This is a genomic window from Amycolatopsis sp. cg13 (genome assembly GCF_041346965.1).
In the GTDB taxonomy this organism is placed as follows: Bacteria; Actinomycetota; Actinomycetes; order Mycobacteriales; family Pseudonocardiaceae; genus Amycolatopsis.
Window position 1 is genome coordinate 7,305,120 of record NZ_CP166848.1, and the last position, 22,013, is coordinate 7,327,132.

Genomic DNA, 22,013 nt, shown 5'->3' on the forward strand with positions numbered 1-22,013 from the left:
AATAGCGTTCGTTTTAGCCTTGCCAGGGTGCTCCGCGCCACGTCAGCATGCCGGGCATGGCCTCCCTCAACCGTCGCCGATTCCTCGGCCTCGCCGCGCTGAACTCCGCCGCGGCCCTCGGACTGACCAGCATTTCGGCGACGACCGCGCGCGCGGCCACCGTCGCGCCGCTGCCGGACTACTCGCCCGCGGTGGTGATCGGCACCGGGTACGGCGCGGCGGTCACCGCGCTGCGGCTCGGCGAGGCGGGCGTGCCCACGGTGATGCTCGAAATGGGCCAGCTGTGGAACGAAGCGGGCCCGGACGGCAAGGTCTTCTGCGACATGCTGAAGCCGGACCGGCGGTCGATGTGGTTCAAGAAGCGCACTGAAGCGCCGCTCGCGTCGTTCCTGTGGCTGGACATCGCGAACCACGACATCGATCCGTACGCCGGGGTGCTGGACCGGGTGAACTACGGCGGGATGTCGGTGTACGTCGGGCGGGGCGTCGGCGGCGGATCGCTGGTGAACGGCGCGATGGCGGTGCAGCCGAAGCGTTCGTACTTCGAGGAAATCCTGCCGCAGGTGGACGCCGACGAGATGTACGGCAAGTACTACCCGCGCGCCAACGCCGGACTCGGCGTGAACCACATCGACGAGGACTGGTTCGAGACTTGCAAGTCGTACCAGTTCGCTCGCGTTTCCCGGAAAGCCGCGCAGAAGACCGGCTTGAAGACGACGTTCGTGCCGAGCGTCTACGACTTCGACTACATGAAGCAGGAAGAGGCCGGGACCGTCGAACGCTCGGCGCTGGCGTCCGAGGTCATTTACGGCAACAACCACGGCAAACGCTCGCTGGACAAGACGTATCTCGCCGCCGCGCTCGGCACCGGGCACGTGACGATCCAGACGCTGAGCGAGGTCCGCGAGATCATTCAGCAGCAGGACGGCACGTACACGCTCGTCGTGCGCGAATCCGACGCGCTCGGCAACGTGCTCTCCACCAAGCATCTGTCCACGAAGTACCTCTTCCTCGGCGCGGGCAGCCTCGGCTCGACCGAACTGCTGGTGCGTGCCCGCGACACCGGACGGCTGCCGCGGCTGTCCGAGGCGGTCGGCAAGGGCTGGGGCACCAACGGCAACGTGATGCTCGGTCGCGCCAACCACGTGTGGGACACGACCGGCAGCCTCGAAGCCGGGATGCCCGCGCTCGGCATCGACGACTGGGACAACCCGACGCATCCGGTGTTCGCCGAGATCGCGCCGGTGCCCGCCGGGCTCGAGACGTGGGCGAGCCTGTACCTGGCGATCACGAAGAACCCGGAACGCGGCCACTTCGCCTACGACGCCGCCAGCGATTCGGCGAAACTGCAGTGGACGCCGGACCAGGGGCAGCCGTCGATCGACGCGGCGAAATCGTTGTTCGACCGGATCAACAAGGCGAACTCCACGATCTACCGCTACGACCTCTTCGGCGACACGCGGGCGTTCGAGAACCGCTTCACCTACCACCCGCTCGGCGGATTGGTGCTCGGCGACGCGACTGACAACTACGGGCGCGTGAAGGGCTACCGGAACCTGTACGTGATGGACGGTTCGCTGATCCCGGGCAGCACCGGCGTGAACCCGTTCGTGACGATCACCGCGCTGGCCGAGCGCAATATCGAACGGGTCATCGCCGAGGACGGTGTGCGCGCTTAGCGGTGCGCTGAGCGCAGCTTTTCGTAGTACGCCACGCAATCCGCATACGACGGCAGCAGGCCCTGGTCGAGTGCTTCGGCCAGGGTCGGCGCTGCTTTGTCCTTTTCGGACACAATAGGCGCCAGTTCGGCGGGCCACGGCAGGTCCAGCGCCGGGTCGAGCGGGTTGATCCCATGCTCGCCCGCCGGGTTGTACGGCTCCGAGCAGAGATACGACATCGCGGTGTTGTCTTCCAGCGCGATGAAGGCGTGCCCGATCCCTTCGGCCACGTACACGGCGTGGAATTCGGACGAATCGAGCCGCACCGAATCCCATTCGCCGAACGTCGGCGAGCCGACGCGCAGGTCCACCACCACGTCCAGCAGCGAACCGACCGGGCAGTAGACGTACTTCGCCTGTCCCGGCGGGGTGTCGGCGAAGTGCACGCCGCGGATCGAGCCCGCGCGGGAAACGCTGTGGTTCGTCTGCGCGACGCGCAGCGGGTGCCCGGTCGCGCGAACGATCGCTTCCTCCTGGAGCGGCGCGGCGAACAACCCGCGCTCGTCGGGGAACACGCGCGGGACGAACTCGAAAGCGTCGGGGACCTTGAGCGGGCGGAACTCCATGGCCGTCACCATATCGAGTGCGATTTCCGGCACCGGAACGGAACTGCTTCCGAAACCGGACGGACGTCTTGGGAATCGCGAATCTGTGACATGAGCCGCACCGAGGGGTCGGGTCCGACCGGGGGCCTGTCATGATTGACGAACCGCAGCGTCGGCGGCCATCGCCACACCCCACGGATCGGATGGCCGTGCAGACGCCTCGCCGACAGGCCGGCGCTACCGCGCTGGGCTGCCGTCCGGAGGACGAGTTCCCACACGCGACGGGCGTGTTCGCCCGTCGACCAGGTGGTCCCCCGCTCGCAGTCCCAGGAGTACGTTCGATGACCCAGACCCATCCGCCCGCTTCCGTCATTCCCACGACAGGAACCCCGATGACCGACCAGGCCAGCACCGTCGCGGCCGTGACCGACGCCGAGATCTTCACCGGGCACGAGGGCGGCAAGCTCTCCGTGGCGGCGACCCGGCCGATCTCCGACCCGCGCGACCTCTCGATCGCCTACACGCCCGGCGTGGCGAAGGTGAGCCGCGCGATCGCCGAGGACGCGGCCAAGGCGAAGCGGTACACCTGGGCGGACCGGCTTGTGGCAGTGGTCAGCGACGGCACCGCGGTGCTCGGCCTCGGGGACATCGGCGCGAGCGCGTCGCTGCCGGTGATGGAGGGCAAGTCGGTCCTCTTCAAGACCTTCGGCGGGCTGGACTCGATCCCGCTGGTGCTCGACACCACCGACGTCGACGAGATCGTCGAGACCCTGGTCCGGCTGCGCCCGTCGTTCGGCGCGGTCAACCTCGAGGACATCTCCGCGCCGCGCTGCTTCGAGCTGGAGGACAAGCTCAAGGAAGCGCTGGACTGCCCGGTCATGCACGACGACCAGCACGGCACCGCGATCGTCACCCTCGCCGCCCTGCGCGGCGCGAACCTGGTGCTCGACCGCGACATCGCCGGCGAGCGCGTCGTGGTGTCCGGGGCGGGCGCGGCTGGGGTGGCCTGCGCGAAGATCCTGCTCGCGGCCGGCGTCGCGGACGTGACGGTGCTCGATTCGCGCGGCATCGTCCACGCCGGTCGGGAAGACCTGAACCCGATCAAGCGGCAGCTGGTGGAGACCACGAACAAGGCCGGGCTGACCGGCGGTCTCGCCGAGGCGCTGCGCGGGGCCGACGTGTTCCTCGGCTTGTCCGGGGCGACTATCGATCCTTCACTGCTGTCGACGATGGCGGACGACTCGATCGTGTTCGCGCTGTCCAATCCGGACCCGGAGGTGCACCCGGCGGTCGCCGCGCAGCACGCGGCGATTGTTGCCACTGGGCGCAGTGATTTCCCGAACCAGATCAACAATGTGCTGGCGTTCCCCGGGGTGTTCCGGGGGGCGTTGGACGCTGGGGCTCGGGCGATCACGGAGAACATGAAGCTGGCTGCCGCGGACGCGATCGTGGCCGTGGCTTCGGATGATCTCGGGCGGGATCGGATTGTGCCTAGTCCGTTGGATCCGCGGGTTGCGCCGGAGGTCGCTGCTGCGGTGGCCAAGGCTGCTGAGCAGGACGGCGTGACTGGCTGATCTTCTTGTGGGAAGGCCCTCTGGCGTTGGTTGCCGGGGGCCTTTCTTTTTGCCGTCATTTTGGACTTGCTGGTCCATTTTTTGGTCGGCACGGTGGGTCTCATGAAGATCGGATTGCGCGGGTACGGCGTTTGGCAGGCCGGGGCGTTGACGACTCCGGCGATGGCTTCCGAGATCGAGCAGCTGGGGTATTCGGCGTTGTGGCTCGGTGGTCCTGGGGTGGATCTGGCCGGGATCGACGAGCTGCTGGCGGCTACCGAGTCGTTGGTGGTGGGGTCGAGCATCGTCAATGTCTGGTCGGGGGATCCGGCTGTGTTGGCGGCCTCGTATCACCGGGTCAGCGAGCGGTTTCCTGGGCGGTTTGTGCTCGGGGTCGGGGTTGGGCATCGGGAGCAGTCGGCGGGGTACGAGCGGCCGATGGACGCGGTTCGGCGGTTTCTCGATGTGCTGGACGAGGGTGGGGTGCCGGTTTCTGGACGGGTGCTCGCCGCGTTGGGGCCGAGGATGTTGGAGTTGGCTGCTGAGCGGGCTGGCGGGGTGGTGCCGTATTTGGTTCCGCCCGCGCATACGCGGATGGCTCGGGAGGCGGTGGGGTCTTCCGGGTTCGTGGCTCCTGAGCAGAAGGTCGTGGTGGATTCGGATGCGGTTCGGGGTCGAGGGGTGGCTCGGCCTCGGGTGGAGCATCCTTATTTGGGGTTGGTTAATTATGTGAGCAATTTGCGGCGGTTGGGGTATTCGGAAGAGGATGTGGCTGGGTCTGATCGGTTGATTGACGATCTCGTGGCGGTGGGGGATGTTTCGTCGGTTGCTCGGCGGCTGGAGGAGCATCGGGCGGCGGGGGCGGATCATGTTGTGGTGCAGGTGATTACGGAGAAGTACCAGATGCATCCGGGGTTGCCTGGGGTGCGGTTGCAGGTTTATGACGACGAGGTGCTGGGGGTTTATCGGGAGTTGGCTGAAGGGTTGTTTTAGGGGTGGCTCGTCGCCTGGCGGCGACATTGCTGCCTTGGTTGCGCGGGGCACCCCGAAGCTGATTGTGATGACAGTCTGCGGGGGCTTGTCAAGGCGGGAAAGATGTCTTGACAAGCCCCCGCAGACTGCATTTCTGGTTTCGTATCGGGGTACGGGGGTGGTTGTGGGTGCCTGGTTTCGTTGGGCGCATCGCGGCGGTGGACCGTCGAGGGTCGTGAGGGGAACCCTGAGGGAATCAGATTCCCTCAGGGTTCCCCTCACGGCAGCTTTCGGGCGGGCAGAGATGGGCCGCGTGCGCGAGCCCCGGCGAAGGTGAGTGCGCTGGCGTGGAGGGCTCCGCAATCTGGCCGCTAGGGTGCCTGCAATCTGGCCGAGGCTGGATCTTCAATCCAGCCGCTCTGCCCGCTTCAATCTGGCCGCTCAGCGACGCGCGAGGGTTAGCCGGGGAGCAGTTCCGCCAGGCGGTGTCGGGGGACATCCACCAGTCGTAGGTCCGCAAGGTCCGCAGGGACGTTCAGTGCGGCGTTCGCCAGCCTCGCGTGGGCGCGGGTCAGCAGGTCGGACGGGTGGTCCACTACGTCTGCCGCGACGATGGCGTGGCGGTTGTCCGGGGTGCTGCGGAGCAGGCGCAGCCGATACTTGTCCGCTACCAGCGAGGTCAGGGCTGCTTGTGCGGCGGCGTCCGCGAGGTCGGGGTGGTTGTTCGGCACCAGCAGCGCCAGGCGGCGGGCGTTGGTGCCCAGCAGGGTGCGCAGGAGCCATGGGCCCGGATCGGCCGAGAGGTCCATGGCGACGGCGTCGCCCTCGGGGCCGGATGTGGCCCAGCCGACGGGGCGGGTTTCCAGGGCCAGGCCGCCTTCGGAGGCGATTTCCCGGGCGGCGGCCAGCAGTCCCGGTTTGGTGGCGGCCGCTTCCACTGATTGCGGGCCGTGCGTGTAGATCGCGGAGCTTCCCTTGCGGGCGAACGATTTCTTGGCCTTCGCGGTTGGCTGGCAGACGTAAAGGTCCGCTGCGCTGCCGATGGCTTGTGCGCCGGTGTAGCGGTTGAAGTCGGGGAGGATTGCCTCGAAGGTGAGGCCCAGGGTGGCGAGCGAGCGCTGTACCTGTGCGCCTAGGGCGGGGTGGCGCGGGCTGTAGCCGTAAGCCAGGAGGATTCGGCCTTCGGTGGGTTCGCGCAAAGCTTGCACTGCGCGGGCGGCGAAGAGGCCCATGCCTTCGGGCGTGTAGGGCGGATCGCTGAAGACCAGGTCTGCTTTGCCAGTCAGCGCGGGAGGCAGGCCGACGCGCAAATCGGCGTGGGCGGTGAAGATGCTGCGTTCGCCGGTGGTGTCCAGGTAGGACAGGACGCGTTCGTCCAGGTCCACTACGGACAGTTCGGCCTCCGGGCACACTGCGCGCACAGCAAGCGAAGTCAGGTCGTGGTCGCCTAGGAAGAGGACCTTGCTGCGGCGGAGGTCGTAGCGAGAGTTCAGCCACAATGCGCGGCGCAGCACCGTCTCCGGCGTGGCTTGCACGTGGTCCAGGGCGGCCAGCGGCGGCGGGACGGCGGCGATGCGTTCGGCCAGCATGGTGAGCAGGGCGGGCTGGTCTGCGACTGCGGCGTCGAGGGGATCGGGCAGAGGAGGCAGGGAGTAAGCGGCGTAGGCGGGGCGCGAGTCAGGGGCGATTCGGACGCCAGCGGGAGAGCGTTCCAGGTCCGGTTCCAGCGCCGCGAGAAGGTCTTCGACGCTTCGGCGCGGGGCCGCGGTGAGCCGCACTAGGTCGGGCAGTTCGTAGGAGCCGCTGCGCAGCAGGCCTAGTACCTCGTAGAGCGGGCGGACGGCGGCACCGTGTGCGGCGAGGACGTCGTCTAGGGCGGTCACGGGGTCCCAGACTAGTCGGCCACCCTCCGGGACGGGCTGCCAAGGCCGCGCGAGTGGGCTACCGTCGGACTCTGCACCGGACGTGGGGAGAAGTCTGTGACCATCGAATTCCGAGACGTCGTCAAACGCTATCCGGACGGCACGGTCGCGGTCGACGGCCTCTCGCTGACCGTGGAAGACGGCACGATCACGGTGTTCGTCGGCCCGTCCGGCTGCGGCAAGACCACCTCGCTGCGGATGATCAACCGGATGGTCGAGCCGACCTCGGGCGCGGTGCTGCTGGACGGCAAGGACGTCAGCGAAGGCGACCCAGCGGTGCTGCGCCGCGGCATCGGTTACGTGATCCAGCACGCCGGTCTCTTTCCACACCGGACAGTGCTCGACAACATCGCTACCGTGCCGCTGCTGTCCGGATGGGACAAACGCAAGGCGCGCGCCCGTGCGGCCGAACTGCTGGAGACAGTCGGGCTCCCGACGGAACTCGGGAAGCGGTATCCGGCGCAGCTGTCCGGCGGGCAGCAGCAGCGCGTCGGCGTGGCTCGGGCGCTCGCGGCCGATTCGCCGGTGTTGTTGATGGACGAGCCGTTTTCGGCGGTCGACCCGGTGGTCCGCGAAGGGCTGCAGGACGAGCTGCTGCGGCTGCAATCCCAGCTGGGCAAGACAATCGTGTTCGTCACGCACGACATCGACGAGGCCGTGCGGCTCGGCGACAAGGTCGCGGTGATGCGCGTCGGCGGGAAGCTCGCGCAGTACGGCACTCCGGCCGAGGTGCTGCGGCATCCGGTGGACGACTTCGTTGCCTCATTTGTCGGACGCGATCGTGGGTATCGCGGGCTTTCGTTCCTTCCGGCGAGCGGCGTCGAGGTGTCGCCGGCCCGCACGATCGATCTCGGTAGCAAGGTCGACGGTCCGTCGGAGGGCTGGCTGCTCGCGGTGAACGATGAGAAGCAGCCGCGCGGATGGCTGCCGCCAGGATCCACAGTGGACGGTCCGTTGGCCGAAACCGACCTCGTGGCAGGCGGATCGCTGTACGTGCAGGGCACGCCGATCCGCGGGGCGCTCGACGCGGCGCTGTCGTCGCCCGCCAGCCTCGGCGTGGTCGTGGACGAGGAGAACCGCGTGCTCGGGACGGTGGTCGCGCACCAGGTCTTGGATGTAATCGAGGCCTCCCCGCAGGCGTCCTGATGGGCGACTTCTTCGGCGAACTCGGCCGGTACCTTTCGAGCGCCAACAACCGCGACGAAATCCTCTCCAACCTCCTCGAGAACATCTATCTCGCGCTGGTGCCGCTGGTCGCGGGCATCGTGCTGGCGATCCTGCTCGGCTGGCTCGGGCATCGCTGGCGGCCCGCGCGCAGTGTGCTGCTGGTGGTGGGGAATCTGCTGTACACGATTCCGTCATTGGCGCTTTTCGTAGTGATCCCCGGCATTATCGGCACGAAGATTCTCGACAGCGTCAACGTGATCGTCGCGCTGACGATCTACACCACCGCGCTGCTGGTGCGTCCGGTGCTCGACGCGCTGGAAGCCGTCCCGCCGCACATCGTCGCGGCCGCCACGGCGATCGGGTATCGCGAGCCGCGCCGGTTCTTCAGCGTCGAACTGCCGCTGTCGGTGCCGGTGCTCGCCGCTGGGGTCCGGGTGGCGTCGGTGAGCAATATCAGCCTGGTCAGCGTCGGTGCGCTGATCGGAACCGGCGCGCTGGGCGTGCTGTTCACCGACGGATTCCAGCGGGAATACTTCTCGCCGATCGTGGTCGGAATCGTGCTGACGATGTTGCTCGCGCTGATCGTCGACCTGCTGCTGGTGGTGCTGCGCAATCTGTTGACGCCTTGGGAGAGAGCGGGTCGCGCGCCGGCCGCGGAGGTGGCGGGATGATCGGCGACGTTTTCACCTGGTTCACCACCGCCGCGAACTGGCAGGGCTCGGGCGGCATTCTCGCCAGGCTGGCCCAGCACGTCGGCTACATCGCATTGGCGCTGGTCATCGCGTTGGTGATCGCGATCCCGATCGGACTGTTCGTAGGCCACACCGGCCGCGGCGGCGTCGTGCTGGTCGGCGTCGGCAACGCGATCCGCGCACTGCCGACGCTCGGGCTCGTCACGTTCCTGTTCCTGCTCTTCACCGAAAGCACGACGGCGACGATCATCGGCCTCGTGGTGCTGGCAATCCCGCCGGTGCTGGCCGGAACGTACGCCGGCCTGCAGGCGGCCGAACACGATGTCGTCGACGCCGCGCAGGGCATCGGAATGACCGGCTGGCAGCGGCTGTGGCAGGTGGAGGTGCCGATCGCGCTTCCCCTGGTACTGGGCGGAATCCGCAACGCCGTACTGCAGCTGATCGCGACCGCCGCCGTGGCCGCGTATGTCGGTCTCGGCGGCCTGGGCCGGTTCCTGCTCGACGGACTGGCCATTTTGGACTACACCGAGGTCGTCGCGGGCGCGATTCTCACCGCCCTGCTGGCGATCGTGGTCGACCTGCTGCTCGCCGCCGCGCAGCGGGCTTTGGTGCCCAAGGGGGTCCGGCTGGCCGCACAAGCGGCGTCCGGCCGGGCAGTGGCTGCGGGAGGAGCAGCGTGAAACGGTGGGGGATCCTGGTTGCCGGGCTGGCGCTGGTGGCTTCAGCGTGCGGAAATCCGCTGTCCGGCGGCGGTGAGGGCGGCAGCACCGGCGATATCATCATCGGTGCTTCCGATGTCGGGGAAAGCTCTTTGCTGGCCCAGATTTATGCCGGGGCTCTGCGCAATGTCGGCGCGCACAACGTGACAGTCCGGCCGCCGGTCGGCAGTCGCGAGGTTGTCGTGAAAGCTTTGCAGGACAAGTCTTTGTCCGTGGTTCCGGATTACTCGGGGAACTTGCTGCGATACTTCGACAAGAACACCCCGGCGACCACTTCGGAAGATGTCTATGCGCAGCTGAAGCAGAAAATCCCGGCTGGGTTTGAAGTTCTCGCTCAGTCGCCCGCGCAGGACAAGGATCTGCTCGTGGTGGGCAAGGAACTTGCGGCCACCGGGGTCAAGACGTTCTCCGATCTCGGACCACGTTGCAAGGACCTGGTAATGGGCGGGCCAGGTCAGTGGAGCAGTCGGTGGAAGGACCGGATCAAGCAGCTGTACGGGTGCGAATTCAAGGAAATCCGCACCACGGACACCGGCGGCCCAGTGACGGTGGCGGCTCTGAAGTCTGGTGAAGTGCAGGTGGCGGACCTGTTCAGTACGTCAGCGACTATTGCTTCCAACGGGTTCGTGCCGTTGGAGGATGACAAGCACATGTTCCCGGCGCAGAACATCGTGCCGTTGGTGGCGCGGGGGACGCTGAACGATGCCGAGACGGCTGCGTTGAATCGGGTTTCCGCGGCGTTGACTACTGAGCAGTTGACTGAGCTGAATGTGCAGTACACGGATGAGAAGCGGAATGCCAAGGACGTCGCTGAGGAGTTTTTGCAGCGGAATGGGCTTAAGTCTTAGCTGAGCGCGGAGTATTCGGGTGGCGGGCTGAGTAGCTCTGGGTGCTTGGTCCAGTAGAGCTCGCCGTGGAGCTTCAGCATCGCCCAATGCCAGGCATGGTCGTGGAAGATCAGCCAGCGATACGGGGCTTCGGGCGGTTGGTAGGGGTATTGCTTTAAGGCGGCTGCTTCGGCTTCGGCTGGGGTCAGGTCGCCGTGGTGCTGCATGACCCAGGCGAAGCGACGGCGTCCGTCTTCGAGGTGCTCGACGTACTCTTCCTCGGTCACTGCTCAAAGCCGGTCAAAGGCCGCAGCGTAGCGGAACGCTCCCCGGTTCTCCGGTGCATACGCGGCCAGCCGGAGGGCCTGGAAGTGCGGGGCCCATTCCGGCACCGGAGGCGTGATGCCGAGCGTTTCGGCCAGCACGAAGCCGAAGCGGGAGTAATAGCCCGGGTCGCCGAGCAGGATGATCAGGCCGTATCCCAGGGCGTTGGCGGCACCGATCGTCGCGTGGACCAAAGCCGAGCCCGCGCCGCTGCGTTGGTGTTCGGGGAGGACGCCTAGCGGGCCGAAACCGATGGCGGATTCTGAGTCGTCGCCTAGGTGGCCTGGGCTGGAGCAGGCGTGGCCGATCAGTTCGCCGTCGCGGTGGGCGACGAACGACAGGGCGGGGAGCAGATCGCCGTCCGCGGTTAGTTCGGTGACTAGCTTCGCTTCGGGCATTTCGCCGGTGACGTCCTTGTTGTGGGCGCGGAAGGCGGCGGTGTGCACGGCGTGGATCGCGGGTGCGTCGTCGGTGGTCGACTGGCGGATCTGCATGCCGCTCAGTCTCCCTGAGCGACGGGCTGCGCGGAAATTGATTTCGCGTGGAGACCGCGATCGCCAGGCCGGTCGCATTAAGGTGCTTCTCGAGGACTCGGCCGACGGGATGACGGTGATCATGCGTTGAGCGATCTCGGTGAAAGCGAAGACAACCCTTCGGTGACCATCGGCGCGAAGGCTGGTGATCGGTTGGTGATCACTGTCCTGGGGCGGATGCACGCCGGTGCGACTGATTCCTGGGACGGCAACTGGCTTTTCAGTCCGGTTGACCTCGTCGCCGGCGGGTTCACCGCCCGGGTGCCCGCGGGGTTGCGGGCCGACGAACTGCAAAGCTTCCGGGAGCAGCTGGCGAAGGCCTATGACGGCTTCGGCGGAGTCGCCCAGCTGACGTCGATGGAGAAGTGGCTCGACCTGACGGTCACCGTGGCCAAATCCGGCGCGGTCGAGGTCGAGGGCGTGGCCATCGACGGACACGGGACGGGGAACAAGCTGTCCTTCCGCATCGGCGAGCTTGACCAGACCCACCTTCCGGCGATCCTCGACGGCCTGTCGTCGATCGAGGAGGTCTTCCCGGTGTTCGGCCAACGCTGATCGTCGGCCGCAGGTGCGGAAGGCTGTCCCGGACTGGTCAGGAGGCCGTTCTCACATCGCCGCTGCTTGCGGGGAAACCTTCGCTGGACGGTCGTCGCGCATGAAAAGCAGAACCGCCGCTCCCACGAGCGGTCCGGCGGCCAAGGTGAGGAAAGCCGCGTAGAACGAGCCGCTCGCGTGGAAGACCGGGCCCACCACGGCAGGCACGATTACGCTGCCCAGCTGCCAGAAGGCGTTCACGGCACCGGCGGCGGAACCGGCTAGGCGGGGGCCGGTCAGGGCGGGGATCATGGCGGCGGTCAGTGGGCTGTAGGCGTAGGCGCCGATGCCGAGAATTGGGGCTACTACTAGGAAAGCGCTGTAGCTGTTCAAGGAACCGAAGACCAGTAGCGCCGCGCCGAAGAGGATGAGGACGGCGATGATGGGGATTCGCCTGCCCAGGCCGATTTTGTCGGTGAGCCAGCCGATCAGCGGTTTGATGACGACCGCGGTCCCGGAGAAGATCACCAGGACCACGCCCGCTCGCACGGGGTCGATGTGTTCGCCTCGGATCATCAGGGTGTTGGACCACGTGACGAAACCGTAGGTGCCCCATAGGCCGCCGAAACCGGCCAGGCCGAGCAGCAGCAGGTCGCGGTTGCGGAAGAGCGGGCGCGGGTTCGGCAGGGTGCGGGGGCCAGCTGAGGGGGTGCCGTTGCGGATGAAGATCAGGCACAGCAGGCCGAGTACGACGGTGACTCCGCCGAAGAGGTGGTACGACACTGGCCAGCCGCTGTTCTTCACCAGGGTCGGGACGACGGCGTTGGCTACGACGGTTCCTAGCGACGTCGCGGTCATGAAGATGCCGCTCGCCAGGCCGTGCTCCTCCGGGCGGAACCACGTGGTGATGAGCTTGAGCCCGGCGGAGAAGTCGACTCCGGCGAATAGGCCGAGCAAGGCCTGCAGGACCAAGCCCCAGGCGATGGAGGTCGTGGAGCCGAATCCCACCATCAGGACGCCTGCGACCAGGGAGCTGATGCCTAGGACGGCGCGGCTGCCCAACCAATCCGAGAGGAAACCGCCTGCGGTGTTGGAGATGACGTAGCCGATGTAGTAGCAGGTGGCGAAGATCCCGAGCGCGGCCAGTGGGACGCCGAGTGAATCGCTGACCGCCGACGACGCCGGGCCCCACGTCGACCGGTCGACTGAGGTCATCGTGAACACTGCCCAGCAGAGCAGCAGGACGACCCAGCGATAGCGGCTCGGCATGAGGGCTCCTTCGGCCTGAGGATGATCAGGGAAGGTTCCCGTCACCGGGGGCGGCGGGTCAAGCCAGGGCGTCTTGGCGGTGCAGTTCGGCGCGGATCGCGCGGACGTCGTGGGCGCGGCCGTCGACGTACTGTGCGGCGGCGACCCCTGCGGCGTGGCCGGTCGCGAAGGCGGTGCCCATGACTCTGACTGATGCGTACGCGTCGTCGTCGGAGCTGGTCAGGCGGCCGACGGCCCAGAGGTTCGCGGTGTCGGCGGAGCAGATCGCGCCGTAAGGCAGGTCGTACCAGCCTCGGTCGGCGATCGGTTCGTAGCGGGTGACGCCTGGGCCTGCGTGGTCTTCGATCGGCCAGCCGCAGCGGCCGATGGACGCGTCGGGACGCTTGCGCGCGGTCAGGACGTCGCGGCCGGTGAGTTGTTCGCGGCCGACCAGGTGCCGTCCTTCGCGGATGCCGAGCTGTGGGCCGGTTTCTTCGAGGCGTGCCGACGACCAGCCGGGCAGGTGTTTGCGCAGGGCGTCGAGGTATTGCCACGCCTGCCGGCGCGCGTTGGCTTCGTCGCGGCTTAGCGCGGCGGCGTTCAGGACGTCGGTTTGTTCGTCCACCAAGAGCGCGATTACGTTGCGGGTCAAGGGAAGATGCACGGCGATGCCGTAGTCGCGGGCCAGCTGGACGCCGGTTTCCCGTTGGTACGCCGCGACTGCGGCCCGCAGGCCCTCGCGCGAGAGGTCAGCGTCTTCGGGGACGCCGGAGAATCGGCAGACGAGCGTGCTGGTTTGCCGGTCGCTCAACGGCGAGACGCGGACGGCGGCCCCGGCGTCGGCCAGGAGCGCGCCGTCGCCGCTGGCGTCGATGAACGCGCCGGCGGTGACCTGTTCCCGGCCGCCGCGATGGTGCAGTTCGACCTCGGTGACGACTCCGTGCGTCCGTTTCGCGCCGATGAGTTTGGTGTGCAGGAGGACGTCCACGCCGGCGTCGGCGGCCAGCTGGTCATAGACGAGTTTGGTGGTTTCGAGATCGAGCAGGACGATCTTGTTGCCGGTCCAGCCCATCGTCTTTTCTTCGTAGGCGCCGCGCTGGCGCAGCCGCCGCAGCACCTCGTCGCCGACGCCCGCGACGACCCGCTCGCCGGTCTGGTCGAAGAAACCGCACAGGGTCAGCACGGAGCTGATCGTCGCCGCGCCGCCAAGGTACGGGTACTGCTCGACCAGCAGCACCCGCGCCCCGGTCCGCGCCGCCCCGGCCGCGGAGGCGATACCCCCAGCACCGCCTCCGACTACGACGACGTCGTAGTGCACTCCAGCCCTCCTCGGATGTTTGTCAACCAGTCAACTTGGTCCGGCCGGTGCCTCGCCACTGCCTTTCCGGTACCCCGGGCATAACCGGAAGGTATATATATGAGTACCAGAAAGTATGAAACTCATACAAGATGGCGTACGCTCGGAGCCATGAACACCAAGGCAGCCGGATACCGGCGCAAGGTCAACACGATCAACCGGTTCATCACCGCCCTGCAGCGCGCGGGGCTCGCCTTCGGGCCGATGGAGCTGCTCACCGTCCCCGGGCGGCGCAGCGGCGAGCCGCGGACGTTTCCGTTGGCAGTATTGAAAGTTCAGGGGGAGGAGTACCTGATCCAAGCGTTCCCGAAGGCGGCCTGGGTGGCGAACGTGCGCGCGGCCGGGGCAGGGACTTTGTCTCGCGGGCGACGGTCGCGGCGGGTGCGGTTCGCGGAGTTGCCGGTCGCGGAGCGGGGGCCGGTGTTGCGCGAGGTGGTGGCTGGCGGGCCCGCGAGCGTGGGGAAGCGTTACGTCACGACGGGGCTGGCGGAATCGCCGACACCGGACGGGGTGGCGGCGGCTGCGGCGAGGATCGCGGTGTTTCGGGTGGAGGCGGTCGTGAGTGGCGATGCCGGTTAGAACCGGCATCGCCACTCACGACGAAGGCCGCCGCGGGAACGCATCCCGCGGCGGCCTTCGGACGAGCAACGATCAGTCGAACGCCTTGGCGATCAACGCCTTCTGCTCGACCTCGTGCACCTTGGACGAACCGGCCGACGGGGCGGCCATCGGACGCCGCGCCACCACGTCAAGCCCGCCGAAGAACTCCGGGAACTTCCGCGGCAGGTTGAGGCCGAAGAACGGCCACGCGCCCTGGTTTTCCGGCTCCTCCTGGACCCACGCGATCTGCTGGGCGTTCGTGTAGCGCTCCACCGCCGCCAGCAGCTTCTTCTTCGGCAGCGGGTAGTACTGCTCGATCCGCACGATCGCGACGTCGTCCGCGCCGCGCTTCTCGCGTTCGGCCACCAGCTCCCAGTAGAGCTTGCCCGAGGTGAGCAGCACCTTGCGGACCTTCGCCGGGTCTTGCGTCGCGTCGTCGATGACCGACATGAAGCGGCTCTGGCCGGTGACGTCCTCGACCGACGAGGTCGCCGCCTTGTTGCGCAGCATCGACTTCGGGGTGAAGACGATCAGCGGACGCTGGATGCCGTCGAGGGCGTGGCGGCGCAGCAGGTGGAAGTAGTTCGCCGGGGTGGAGGGCACCGCGACGGTCATCGACGCTTCCGCGCACAGCGACAGGAACCGCTCGATCCGGCCGGACGTGTGGTCCGGGCCCTGGCCCTCGTGGCCGTGCGGCAGCAGCAGCACGACGTCCGAGCGCTGGCCCCACTTGGCCTCGCCGGAGGAGATGTACTCGTCGATCACGGTCTGCGCGCCGTTGACGAAGTCGCCGAACTGCGCTTCCCACATCACCAGCGCCTCGGAGTTCGCCACCGAGTAGCCGTACTCGAAGCCGACGGCCGCGTACTCCGACAGCGCCGAGTCGTAGATCATCACGCGGCCCTGGCCGTCGGCCAGGTGCTGCAGCGGCGAGTACTCCTGGCCGTTCTTGCGGTCGATGAACACCGAGTGCCGCTGGGTGAAGGTGCCGCGCCGGGAGTCCTGGCCGGACAGCCGCACGAGACGGCCTTCCAGCGCCAGCGAGCCGAACGCGAGCAGTTCGCCGAAGGCCCAGTCGATGCCGCCTTCGCGGGACATCTTGTGGCGGCGCTCCATGACCGGCTTGACCCGCGGGTGCGGGGTGAAGCCCTCGGGCAGGTTGACGAACGCGTCGCCGATCTTCTCGACGACCTCGCGCGACACGGCGGTGGTGACCTTCGCCGGGATCTGCTGCTCGCCCTCGACCGACGGGCTCGCCTTCGCCGGGTGCCGCTCGAGTTCGCGGACCTCGTTGAAGACGTGCTCGAGCTGGCTGGAGAAGTCGCGCAGCGCGGCCTCGGCCTCCTCGACGGAGATGTCGCCCCGGCCGATCAGCGATTCGGTGTAGGTCTTCCGGACCGAGCGCTTGGAATCGATGATGTCGTACATCGCCGGCTGCGTCATCGACGGGTCGTCGCCCTCGTTGTGGCCGCGGCGGCGGTAGCAGACCAGGTCGATCACGACGTCCTTGTGGAACGCCTGGCGGTAGTCGACCGCCAGCTTCGCGACCCAGTGCGCGGCTTCGGGGTCGTCGCCGTTCACGTGGAAGACCGGCGCGCCGATCATCTTCGCGACGTCGGTGGCGTACTGGCTGGACCGCGAGTGCTCCGGCGCGGTGGTGAAGCCGACCTGGTTGTTGACGACGACGTGCACGGTGCCGCCGGTGCGGTAGCCGCGCAGCAGCGCCAGGTTCAGGGTCTCGGCCACGACGCCCTGGCCCGCGAAGGCCGCGTCGCCGTGCATCAGGACCGGCAGCACGGTGTAGCCCTCGCCGCCCTTGTCGAGGACGTCCTGCTTGGCGCGGACGATGCCCTCGAGCACCGGGTCGACGGTCTCCAGGTGCGACGGGTTGGACGCCAGCGACACCCGGGTCTCGCCGTCGCCGAACATCCGGAAGTACTTGCCCTCGGCCCCGAGGTGGTACTTCACGTCGCCGGAGCCGTGCGCCTGGCCCGGGTCGAGGTTGCCCTCGAACTCCTGGAAGATCTGGCTGATCGGCTTGCCGACGATGTTCGCCAGCACGTTCAGCCGGCCGCGGTGCGGCATGCCGATGACGACCTCGTCGAGTTCGTGCTCGGCGGCCTTGTCCAGGATGGTGTCCAGCAGCGGGATCGCGGTCTCGCCGCCTTCCAGCGAGAACCGCTTCTGGCCGACGTACTTGGTCTGCAGGAAGGTCTCGAACGCCTCGGCGGCGTTGAGCTTCGACAGGATGTACTTCTGCGCGGACGGCTCCGGCTTGCTGTGCCGGACCTCGACGCGCTCCTGGATCCAGCCGCGCTCCTCGGGGTCGAGGATGTGCGTGTACTCGACGCCGACCGTGCGGCAGTACGAGTCGCGCAGCACGCCGAGGATGTCGCGCAGCTTCATCCGCTCGCGGCTGGAGAAGTCGCCGACGGCGAACTCGCGGTCCAGGTCCCACAGGGTCAGGCCGTGGCTCAGCACGTCCAGGTCGTGGTGGCTGCGCTGGCGGTAGTTCAGCGGGTCGGTGTCGGCCATCAGGTGGCCGCGCATCCGGAACGCCTCGATCAGCTCCATCACGCGCGCGGTCTTGTCGACCGGGCCGTCCGGGATGTCGGCGACCCAGCGGATCGGCTCGTACGGCAGCCGCAGGCTGGTGAAGACGTCGTCGTAGAAGCCGTCCTCGCCGAGCAGCAGTTCGTGAATGCGCTTCAGGAACTCGCCGGACTCCGCGCCCTGGATGATGCGGTGGTCATAGGTCGAGGTCAGCGTCATGATCTTGCTGACCGCGAGGTCGACCAGGGTCTTCTCGCTGGTGCCCTCGAACGACGCCGGGTACTGCATCGCGCCGACGCCGATGATCGCGCCCTGGCCCGCCTGCAGCCGCGGCACCGAGTGGTTCGTGCCGATGCCGCCCGGGTTGGTGAGCGAGATGGTGGTGCCCGCGAAGTCGTCCGCGGTGAGCTTGTTCGTGCGGGCCTTCTTGACGATCTCCTCGTAGGCCTGCCAGAACTGCATGAACGTCATGTTCTCGGTGGCCTTGATGGAGGCCACGACGAGCGTGCGGGAGTCGTCCTTGCCCTTCATGTCGATGGCAAGCCCGAAGTTCACGTGCTCCGGCGTGATCGCGAACGGCTTCCCGTCGATCAGCTGGTAGTGCCGGTTCATGTTCGGGAAGTCCTTCAGCGCCCGCACCATGGCGTAGCCGATGAGGTGCGTGAAGGAGATCTTGCCGCCGCGGGTGCGCTTGAGGTGGTTGTTGATGACGATGCGGTTGTCCGCCATCAGCTTCGCCGGGACCGCGCGCACGCTGGTCGCGGTCGGCACGGCGAGCGAGGCGTCCATGTTCTTGGCGATCGCCGCGGCGGCGCCGCGCAGCTGCTTGGATTCCGGCGCGGACTTGGCTGCCGGAGCGGCCGCCGCGGGCTTCGCCGCCGGGGCGGGCTTGGCCGCCGGGGCTTTCGCCGCCGGAGCCTTGGCCGCGGGGGCACTGGCCGCGGGGGCGGCCGGGGTCTTGGCGGACGGGGCGGTCTTGGCGGCAGGGGCCGGCGCGGAGGCCTTGACCTCTCCGTTCCCTCCCGCTTGCGTGCCGTTGCCGCCTGGAGTGGGCTTGTAGTCGGCGAAGAAATCGTGCCAGGCGGCGTCTACCGACTGGGGGTCCGCGAGAAACCGCTCGTACATTTCTTCGACGAGCCACTCATTGGCACCGAACTGCGATGCGGGACTGCTGCTGGCCACGGCTGGCTCTCGCCTCTATCCATTCTCGATCCGATATCACAAGCACCTGCTGACCGCCAGGCTAGTCCCCTGCCGGTGGCCTGAAACACGCCACCTGGACGCTCGTGAGACAGGTCATTGTCTGGATCGGTTGAGAGGCCCAGCCTGACAGACAGCAGGGCCCACCGTACGCGTCGCAAGAGCCGAATGCCGTCACCTCGGCTGGTTTGGGGTGATCCCGGACACAGCTCCTGCCCCGTGTCGTGGCTCGCTTGGCTGGCTGTGCCGGGGCGGGTCGTGTTGGTGCGGGTTGGTCCGGACCACGTGCGCCCGGGCTTCGCGCAGGTCGGCTGGCTTGTGGCCCGCTTTCAGTCCGCCGCGCGGCGGGCGTGATCACGGCGGCGGGTGTCTCGCTGGTGGGCCGTTCGCCGGGCCGGGGCGAGCTGGCGGCTGACGCGGGGGTTGTGACGAGGTCGGGTGGCGAGCTGGCGGCTGACGCGGGGTGTGATCAGGCTGGGCGGCGAGTTGGTGGCTGACGCGGGGTTGTGGCGAAGTCGAGCGGCGCGCAGCGGCGGCGGGGTCGGTGCGGGCCTCGCCAGGCTGTCCGTCGACCGGCGCGGGGCTCGTGTCGTCTGGCAAGCGGGTGGCCCTGGCAGCCGAGGCGGCCGGGTGGTTCGTCCTGGTGGAGCAGTGCGTGGTCGTCCAAGCCTGTTCCGGCCGAGTTGGGATGTGCGTAGCGGGTCGTTCACTGTGCGGTGTTGTGCTGTCGAAAGGCTGCGGCCTCACTCGGGCGCGGCGGTTTTCGAGGCGAGGCGGTGATGACGCGATGTGGCTGGTCGAATGTCCGTCGTTCTGGGACCAGGGATTGATTCGCCCGCTCGTCACCGAGCACGGCACGGTCCTGTTGATGTGCGATTCCTGCACCGCGGTGTGGCGCACCCCGTCCGGCATCGAGGAGTTCGAGCACGTCGAGCCGGAAGCGCCCGAGTGGTCCGTCGGCTCGGACACGCACGTTCGTCCGGGGACGACTCGCTGGGCTGAGCTGGCCGACGTCACGTCCGCTGGCTGGGGCGACCTCCGGTGGCGCGAACTGCCCTGACCTCGCGGCGCCGCGAGTGAACCTGTCCTGCCTGTCCCGTCCTGCCCGGACGTAGCCGCGTCGCACGGGCCTGTTTGGCGCGCCTCCCCGCGACGGTCCCGAAATGCCCCTCCCCGCCGCCGGTAGTCAGTGTTACTATCTACCGGTACTCAGCATTACTGACTAGCTGAAGGGCGTTCGATGGGCAAGCAGGCGACGGAGATGCTCAAGGGGACCTTGGAGGGCATCGTCCTCGCGATTCTCGCCGGGCGGCCCGCCTACGGGTACGAGATCACCTCCTGGTTGCGCGAACGGGGGTTCACCGATCTCGCCGAGGGCACCGTTTACGCGTTGCTCGTGCGGATCGAGCAGCGCGGGCTCGTCGACGTCGAGAAAGTGCCGTCCGAGAAAGGGCCGCCGCGGAAGGTTTATTCGCTGAACGCTCCGGGGAGAGCGAGTCTCGACGAATTCTGGCGGAACTGGCGGTTTCTCTCGGACCGGCTCGAACAGCTGCGCAAGGAGGGAATCGAACATGGGGAATGAATCCAAGAGCAGGTATCTGCATTATCTGGAAGTGGTCACCGGCCCGCTGGAGGACAAGAAGCGGTACCGGCGGTACAAGGCACGCGTAGAGGAGTTGCCGCCGGACTATCGGACGGCGATCAAGGCGTTGCACCGGTATCTGCAGTACTTCGGGCCGGGGACGGCGGAGAGTCATCTGCGGATGCTGGACGATCTCATCGACCTGTTCGAGCAGAGCGTGGCGAACGGGACGACCGTCCGGGAAATTGTCGGTGACGAGCCGGTCGAGTTCGCGGAAGAGTTTCTCCGGAGTTATCCCGAGGGGAACTGGATTTCCCGGGAGCGGGCGAAGTTGACCGAATCAATCGATCGCGCCGCGGGGGGAGTGCAATGACGGCGCCGGCGATTCGGGTGCGGGGGTTGCGAAAGTCGTACGGGAAGCTGGAGGTGCTGCGCGGGGTCGATTTCGAGGTGGCGCGGGGCAGTATTTTCGCGCTTCTCGGGTCGAACGGGGCGGGCAAGACGACGGTCGTGCGGATTTTGTCCACGTTGCTCAAGGCCGACGCGGGGGAGGCGGAGGTGAACGGCTTCGCGGTCGCCGGCCAGGGGGCGGACGTGCGCGAGTCGATCAGCCTCACCGGGCAGTTCGCGGCGGTCGACGAAATCCTTACCGGGCGCGAGAATCTGGTGCTGGTCGCCAAGCTGCGCCATCTCAAGAACCCGGGCGCGATCGCGGACGGGCTGCTGGAGCGGTTCGCGTTGACTGACGCCGGTGCGCGGAAGGTGTCGACGTATTCGGGGGGTATGCGTCGCCGTCTCGACATCGCGATGAGCTTGATCGGGGACCCGCAGGTCATTTTCCTCGACGAACCGACGACCGGGCTCGATCCGCAGGCGCGCAACGACGTCTGGAAGGCGGTGGAGGAACTCGCCGGGCAGGGGGCGACGGTGCTGCTCACCACCCAGTATCTGGACGAGGCCGAACATCTCGCCGACCGGATCGCGATCCTGCACGAGGGGCGGGTGCTCGTGAACGGCACGCTCGCCGAGCTCAAGCAGCTGCTTCCGCCGGCCAAGGTCGAGTACGTCGAGAAGCAGCCGACGCTGGAAGACGCCTTCTTTTCCCTTGTCGGCAACGGAAGCAAGGGGGAAGGGCGATGAGCAACCACTTCATCGGCGACAGTTCGGTCCTGTTAGGACGGTCGCTGCGGCACATCACCCGCAGCCTCGACACGATCATCACCACGACGATCACGCCGATCATCATGCTGCTGCTCTTCACCTACGTCCTCGGCGGCGCGATCAACTCCGGTTCCGAGTCGTACGTGACCTACCTGCTGCCCGGAATCCTGCTGATCACCATCGCGTCCGGCATCGCCTACACCGCGTTCCGGCTTTTCCTGGACCTGAAGGGCGGCATCTTCGAACGCTTCCAGTCCATGCCGATCGCCCGCTCGGCGGTGCTGTGGGCGCACGTGCTGACGTCGGTGATCGCGAACCTGATCTCGGTCGCCGTCGTGGTGCTCGTCGCGTTCGCGATGGGCTTCCGCACCAGCGCGGGGCCGCTGGCCTGGCTCGCGGTGCTCGGCATCGTGGTGCTGTTCACCCTGGCGCTGACCTGGGTCGCGGTGATCCCCGGGCTCACCGCGAAATCGGCGGACGGCGCGAGCGCGTTCTCGTACCCGCTCATCTTCCTGCCGTTCGTCAGCTCGGCCTTCGTGCCCACCGGGACCATGCCAGGGCCGGTGCGCGCGTTCGCCGAGCATCAGCCGGTGACGTCGATCGTGAACACCATCCGGGATCTGTTCGCGGAGCGTCCGGTGGGGAGCGGGATCTGGACTGCGCTGGCGTGGTGTGTGGGGATTTTGGTGGTGGCGTATGTCTTCGCGAATGTGATTTATCGGCGGAAGATTTCCTGACTCGGTCCGGCGCTCGCGGCGACGGCGGCTGTGACCGGTTCGGTGCGCGTTGTTCAGCGATGTAATTGT

General features: G+C 67.4%; 21 protein-coding genes. 14 read left to right on the forward strand and 7 right to left on the reverse strand.

Annotated elements, in window-relative coordinates; translation table 11 throughout:
* Nucleotides 1-56: 56 nt before the first annotated feature.
* On the forward strand, nt 57-1,679 hold the full coding sequence (locus tag AB5I40_RS34335; protein WP_370934330.1) for a GMC oxidoreductase: 1,623 nt from the start codon (nt 57-59) through the stop codon (nt 1,677-1,679).
* On the opposite strand, the gene AB5I40_RS34340 is transcribed toward AB5I40_RS34335, so the two are convergent.
* The gene (locus AB5I40_RS34340; protein ID WP_370934331.1) at nt 1,676-2,284 is read right to left on the reverse strand and encodes a dTDP-4-dehydrorhamnose 3,5-epimerase family protein; all 609 of its coding nucleotides are present in this window, start codon (nt 2,282-2,284) and stop codon (nt 1,676-1,678) included. The two genes, AB5I40_RS34335 and AB5I40_RS34340, sit on opposite strands and share 4 nt — an antisense overlap.
* Nucleotides 2,285-2,655: 371 nt before the next feature.
* On the opposite strand from AB5I40_RS34340, the gene AB5I40_RS34345 reads away from it, so the two are divergent.
* Entirely contained in the window at nt 2,656-3,837 is a 1,182-nt protein-coding gene (locus AB5I40_RS34345; RefSeq protein WP_354750378.1) for an NADP-dependent malic enzyme, read from the forward strand.
* A 102-nt stretch (nt 3,838-3,939) separates the two neighbouring features.
* Nucleotides 3,940-4,809, forward strand: coding sequence for a TIGR03620 family F420-dependent LLM class oxidoreductase (locus AB5I40_RS34350; protein ID WP_370934332.1), 870 nt, complete (start codon nt 3,940-3,942; stop codon nt 4,807-4,809).
* A gap of 437 nt (nt 4,810-5,246) precedes the next feature.
* Here the strand turns inward: AB5I40_RS34350 and AB5I40_RS34355 are convergent, their stop codons facing one another.
* The gene (locus AB5I40_RS34355; RefSeq protein WP_370934333.1) at nt 5,247-6,671 is read right to left on the reverse strand and encodes a bis-aminopropyl spermidine synthase family protein; all 1,425 of its coding nucleotides are present in this window, start codon (nt 6,669-6,671) and stop codon (nt 5,247-5,249) included.
* Between the two features lie 96 nt (nt 6,672-6,767).
* Between AB5I40_RS34355 and AB5I40_RS34360 the strand changes: the two genes are divergently transcribed.
* The 4 genes from AB5I40_RS34360 to AB5I40_RS34375 are packed head-to-tail and all read left to right on the forward strand — an operon-like array spanning nt 6,768 to nt 10,136.
* Nucleotides 6,768-7,856, forward strand: a complete 1,089-nt coding sequence (locus tag AB5I40_RS34360; protein ID WP_370934334.1) for an ABC transporter ATP-binding protein — start codon at nt 6,768-6,770, stop codon at nt 7,854-7,856.
* The gene (locus AB5I40_RS34365) at nt 7,856-8,548 is read left to right on the forward strand and encodes an ABC transporter permease subunit (RefSeq protein WP_344270864.1); all 693 of its coding nucleotides are present in this window, start codon (nt 7,856-7,858) and stop codon (nt 8,546-8,548) included. The genes AB5I40_RS34360 and AB5I40_RS34365 overlap by 1 nt, the downstream gene beginning before the upstream one ends.
* On the forward strand, nt 8,545-9,249 hold the full coding sequence (locus AB5I40_RS34370; RefSeq protein WP_344270867.1) for an ABC transporter permease subunit: 705 nt from the start codon (nt 8,545-8,547) through the stop codon (nt 9,247-9,249). The genes AB5I40_RS34365 and AB5I40_RS34370 overlap by 4 nt, the downstream gene beginning before the upstream one ends.
* The gene (locus AB5I40_RS34375) at nt 9,246-10,136 is read left to right on the forward strand and encodes an ABC transporter substrate-binding protein (protein ID WP_370934335.1); all 891 of its coding nucleotides are present in this window, start codon (nt 9,246-9,248) and stop codon (nt 10,134-10,136) included. The genes AB5I40_RS34370 and AB5I40_RS34375 overlap by 4 nt, the downstream gene beginning before the upstream one ends.
* Here AB5I40_RS34375 and AB5I40_RS34380 read toward each other — a convergent pair.
* Both AB5I40_RS34380 and AB5I40_RS34385 read right to left on the reverse strand, forming a co-directional pair.
* Entirely contained in the window at nt 10,133-10,402 is a 270-nt protein-coding gene (locus AB5I40_RS34380) for a hypothetical protein (RefSeq protein ID WP_370934336.1), read from the reverse strand. The two genes, AB5I40_RS34375 and AB5I40_RS34380, sit on opposite strands and share 4 nt — an antisense overlap.
* A gap of 3 nt (nt 10,403-10,405) precedes the next feature.
* A complete protein-coding gene (locus AB5I40_RS34385) occupies nt 10,406-10,933 on the reverse strand; it encodes a GNAT family N-acetyltransferase (protein WP_370934337.1) in 528 nt (175 codons plus the stop codon).
* 126 nt (nt 10,934-11,059) lie between these two features.
* Between AB5I40_RS34385 and AB5I40_RS34390 the strand changes: the two genes are divergently transcribed.
* A complete protein-coding gene (locus tag AB5I40_RS34390) occupies nt 11,060-11,527 on the forward strand; it encodes a hypothetical protein (protein ID WP_370934338.1) in 468 nt (155 codons plus the stop codon).
* Between the two features lie 51 nt (nt 11,528-11,578).
* On the opposite strand, the gene AB5I40_RS34395 is transcribed toward AB5I40_RS34390, so the two are convergent.
* Entirely contained in the window at nt 11,579-12,775 is a 1,197-nt protein-coding gene (locus AB5I40_RS34395) for an MFS transporter (protein ID WP_370934339.1), read from the reverse strand.
* Nucleotides 12,776-12,833: 58 nt separating this feature from the next.
* Complete coding sequence (locus AB5I40_RS34400; protein WP_370934340.1) at nt 12,834-14,072, reverse strand: FAD-dependent oxidoreductase; 1,239 nt, start codon at nt 14,070-14,072, stop codon at nt 12,834-12,836.
* A gap of 150 nt (nt 14,073-14,222) precedes the next feature.
* Between AB5I40_RS34400 and AB5I40_RS34405 the strand changes: the two genes are divergently transcribed.
* Nucleotides 14,223-14,690, forward strand: a complete 468-nt coding sequence (locus tag AB5I40_RS34405; protein ID WP_370934341.1) for a nitroreductase family deazaflavin-dependent oxidoreductase — start codon at nt 14,223-14,225, stop codon at nt 14,688-14,690.
* Between the two features lie 72 nt (nt 14,691-14,762).
* Here AB5I40_RS34405 and AB5I40_RS34410 read toward each other — a convergent pair whose 3' ends face one another.
* Entirely contained in the window at nt 14,763-18,446 is a 3,684-nt protein-coding gene (locus AB5I40_RS34410; protein ID WP_370934342.1) for a multifunctional oxoglutarate decarboxylase/oxoglutarate dehydrogenase thiamine pyrophosphate-binding subunit/dihydrolipoyllysine-residue succinyltransferase subunit, read from the reverse strand.
* An 805-nt stretch (nt 18,447-19,251) separates the two neighbouring features.
* Between AB5I40_RS34410 and AB5I40_RS34415 the strand changes: the two genes are divergently transcribed.
* The 5 genes from AB5I40_RS34415 (at nt 19,252) to AB5I40_RS34435 (ending at nt 21,944) form a co-directional block, all read left to right on the forward strand.
* Nucleotides 19,252-19,524: a hypothetical protein gene (locus tag AB5I40_RS34415; RefSeq protein ID WP_370934343.1), complete on the forward strand. Its 273-nt coding sequence runs from the start codon at nt 19,252-19,254 to the stop codon at nt 19,522-19,524.
* A gap of 180 nt (nt 19,525-19,704) precedes the next feature.
* On the forward strand, nt 19,705-20,046 hold the full coding sequence (locus AB5I40_RS34420; RefSeq protein ID WP_370934344.1) for a PadR family transcriptional regulator: 342 nt from the start codon (nt 19,705-19,707) through the stop codon (nt 20,044-20,046).
* Nucleotides 20,036-20,419, forward strand: a complete 384-nt coding sequence (locus tag AB5I40_RS34425) for a DUF1048 domain-containing protein (RefSeq protein ID WP_370934345.1) — start codon at nt 20,036-20,038, stop codon at nt 20,417-20,419. Before AB5I40_RS34420 ends, AB5I40_RS34425 begins: the two co-directional genes overlap by 11 nt.
* Nucleotides 20,416-21,186, forward strand: a complete 771-nt coding sequence (locus tag AB5I40_RS34430) for an ABC transporter ATP-binding protein (RefSeq protein ID WP_370934346.1) — start codon at nt 20,416-20,418, stop codon at nt 21,184-21,186. Before AB5I40_RS34425 ends, AB5I40_RS34430 begins: the two co-directional genes overlap by 4 nt.
* Nucleotides 21,183-21,944, forward strand: coding sequence for an ABC transporter permease (locus tag AB5I40_RS34435; protein WP_370934347.1), 762 nt, complete (start codon nt 21,183-21,185; stop codon nt 21,942-21,944). The genes AB5I40_RS34430 and AB5I40_RS34435 overlap by 4 nt, the downstream gene beginning before the upstream one ends.
* The last annotated feature ends 69 nt before the right edge of the window (nt 21,945-22,013 follow it).

Coding starts and splice junctions, on each gene's coding strand:
- AB5I40_RS34335 (WP_370934330.1), top strand. CDS start 57: ATGGCCTCCCTCAACCGTCGCCGATTCCTCGGCCTCGCCGCGCTGAAC.
- AB5I40_RS34340 (WP_370934331.1), bottom strand. CDS start 2,284: ATGGAGTTCCGCCCGCTCAAGGTCCCCGACGCTTTCGAGTTCGTCCCG.
- AB5I40_RS34345 (WP_354750378.1), top strand. CDS start 2,656: ATGACCGACCAGGCCAGCACCGTCGCGGCCGTGACCGACGCCGAGATC.
- AB5I40_RS34350 (WP_370934332.1), top strand. CDS start 3,940: ATGAAGATCGGATTGCGCGGGTACGGCGTTTGGCAGGCCGGGGCGTTG.
- AB5I40_RS34365 (WP_344270864.1), top strand. CDS start 7,856: ATGGGCGACTTCTTCGGCGAACTCGGCCGGTACCTTTCGAGCGCCAAC.
- AB5I40_RS34370 (WP_344270867.1), top strand. CDS start 8,545: ATGATCGGCGACGTTTTCACCTGGTTCACCACCGCCGCGAACTGGCAG.
- AB5I40_RS34385 (WP_370934337.1), bottom strand. CDS start 10,933: ATGCAGATCCGCCAGTCGACCACCGACGACGCACCCGCGATCCACGCC.
- AB5I40_RS34395 (WP_370934339.1), bottom strand. CDS start 12,775: ATGCCGAGCCGCTATCGCTGGGTCGTCCTGCTGCTCTGCTGGGCAGTG.
- AB5I40_RS34405 (WP_370934341.1), top strand. CDS start 14,223: ATGAACACCAAGGCAGCCGGATACCGGCGCAAGGTCAACACGATCAAC.
- AB5I40_RS34415 (WP_370934343.1), top strand. CDS start 19,252: ATGTGGCTGGTCGAATGTCCGTCGTTCTGGGACCAGGGATTGATTCGC.
- AB5I40_RS34420 (WP_370934344.1), top strand. CDS start 19,705: ATGGGCAAGCAGGCGACGGAGATGCTCAAGGGGACCTTGGAGGGCATC.
- AB5I40_RS34425 (WP_370934345.1), top strand. CDS start 20,036: ATGGGGAATGAATCCAAGAGCAGGTATCTGCATTATCTGGAAGTGGTC.
- AB5I40_RS34430 (WP_370934346.1), top strand. CDS start 20,416: ATGACGGCGCCGGCGATTCGGGTGCGGGGGTTGCGAAAGTCGTACGGG.
- AB5I40_RS34435 (WP_370934347.1), top strand. CDS start 21,183: ATGAGCAACCACTTCATCGGCGACAGTTCGGTCCTGTTAGGACGGTCG.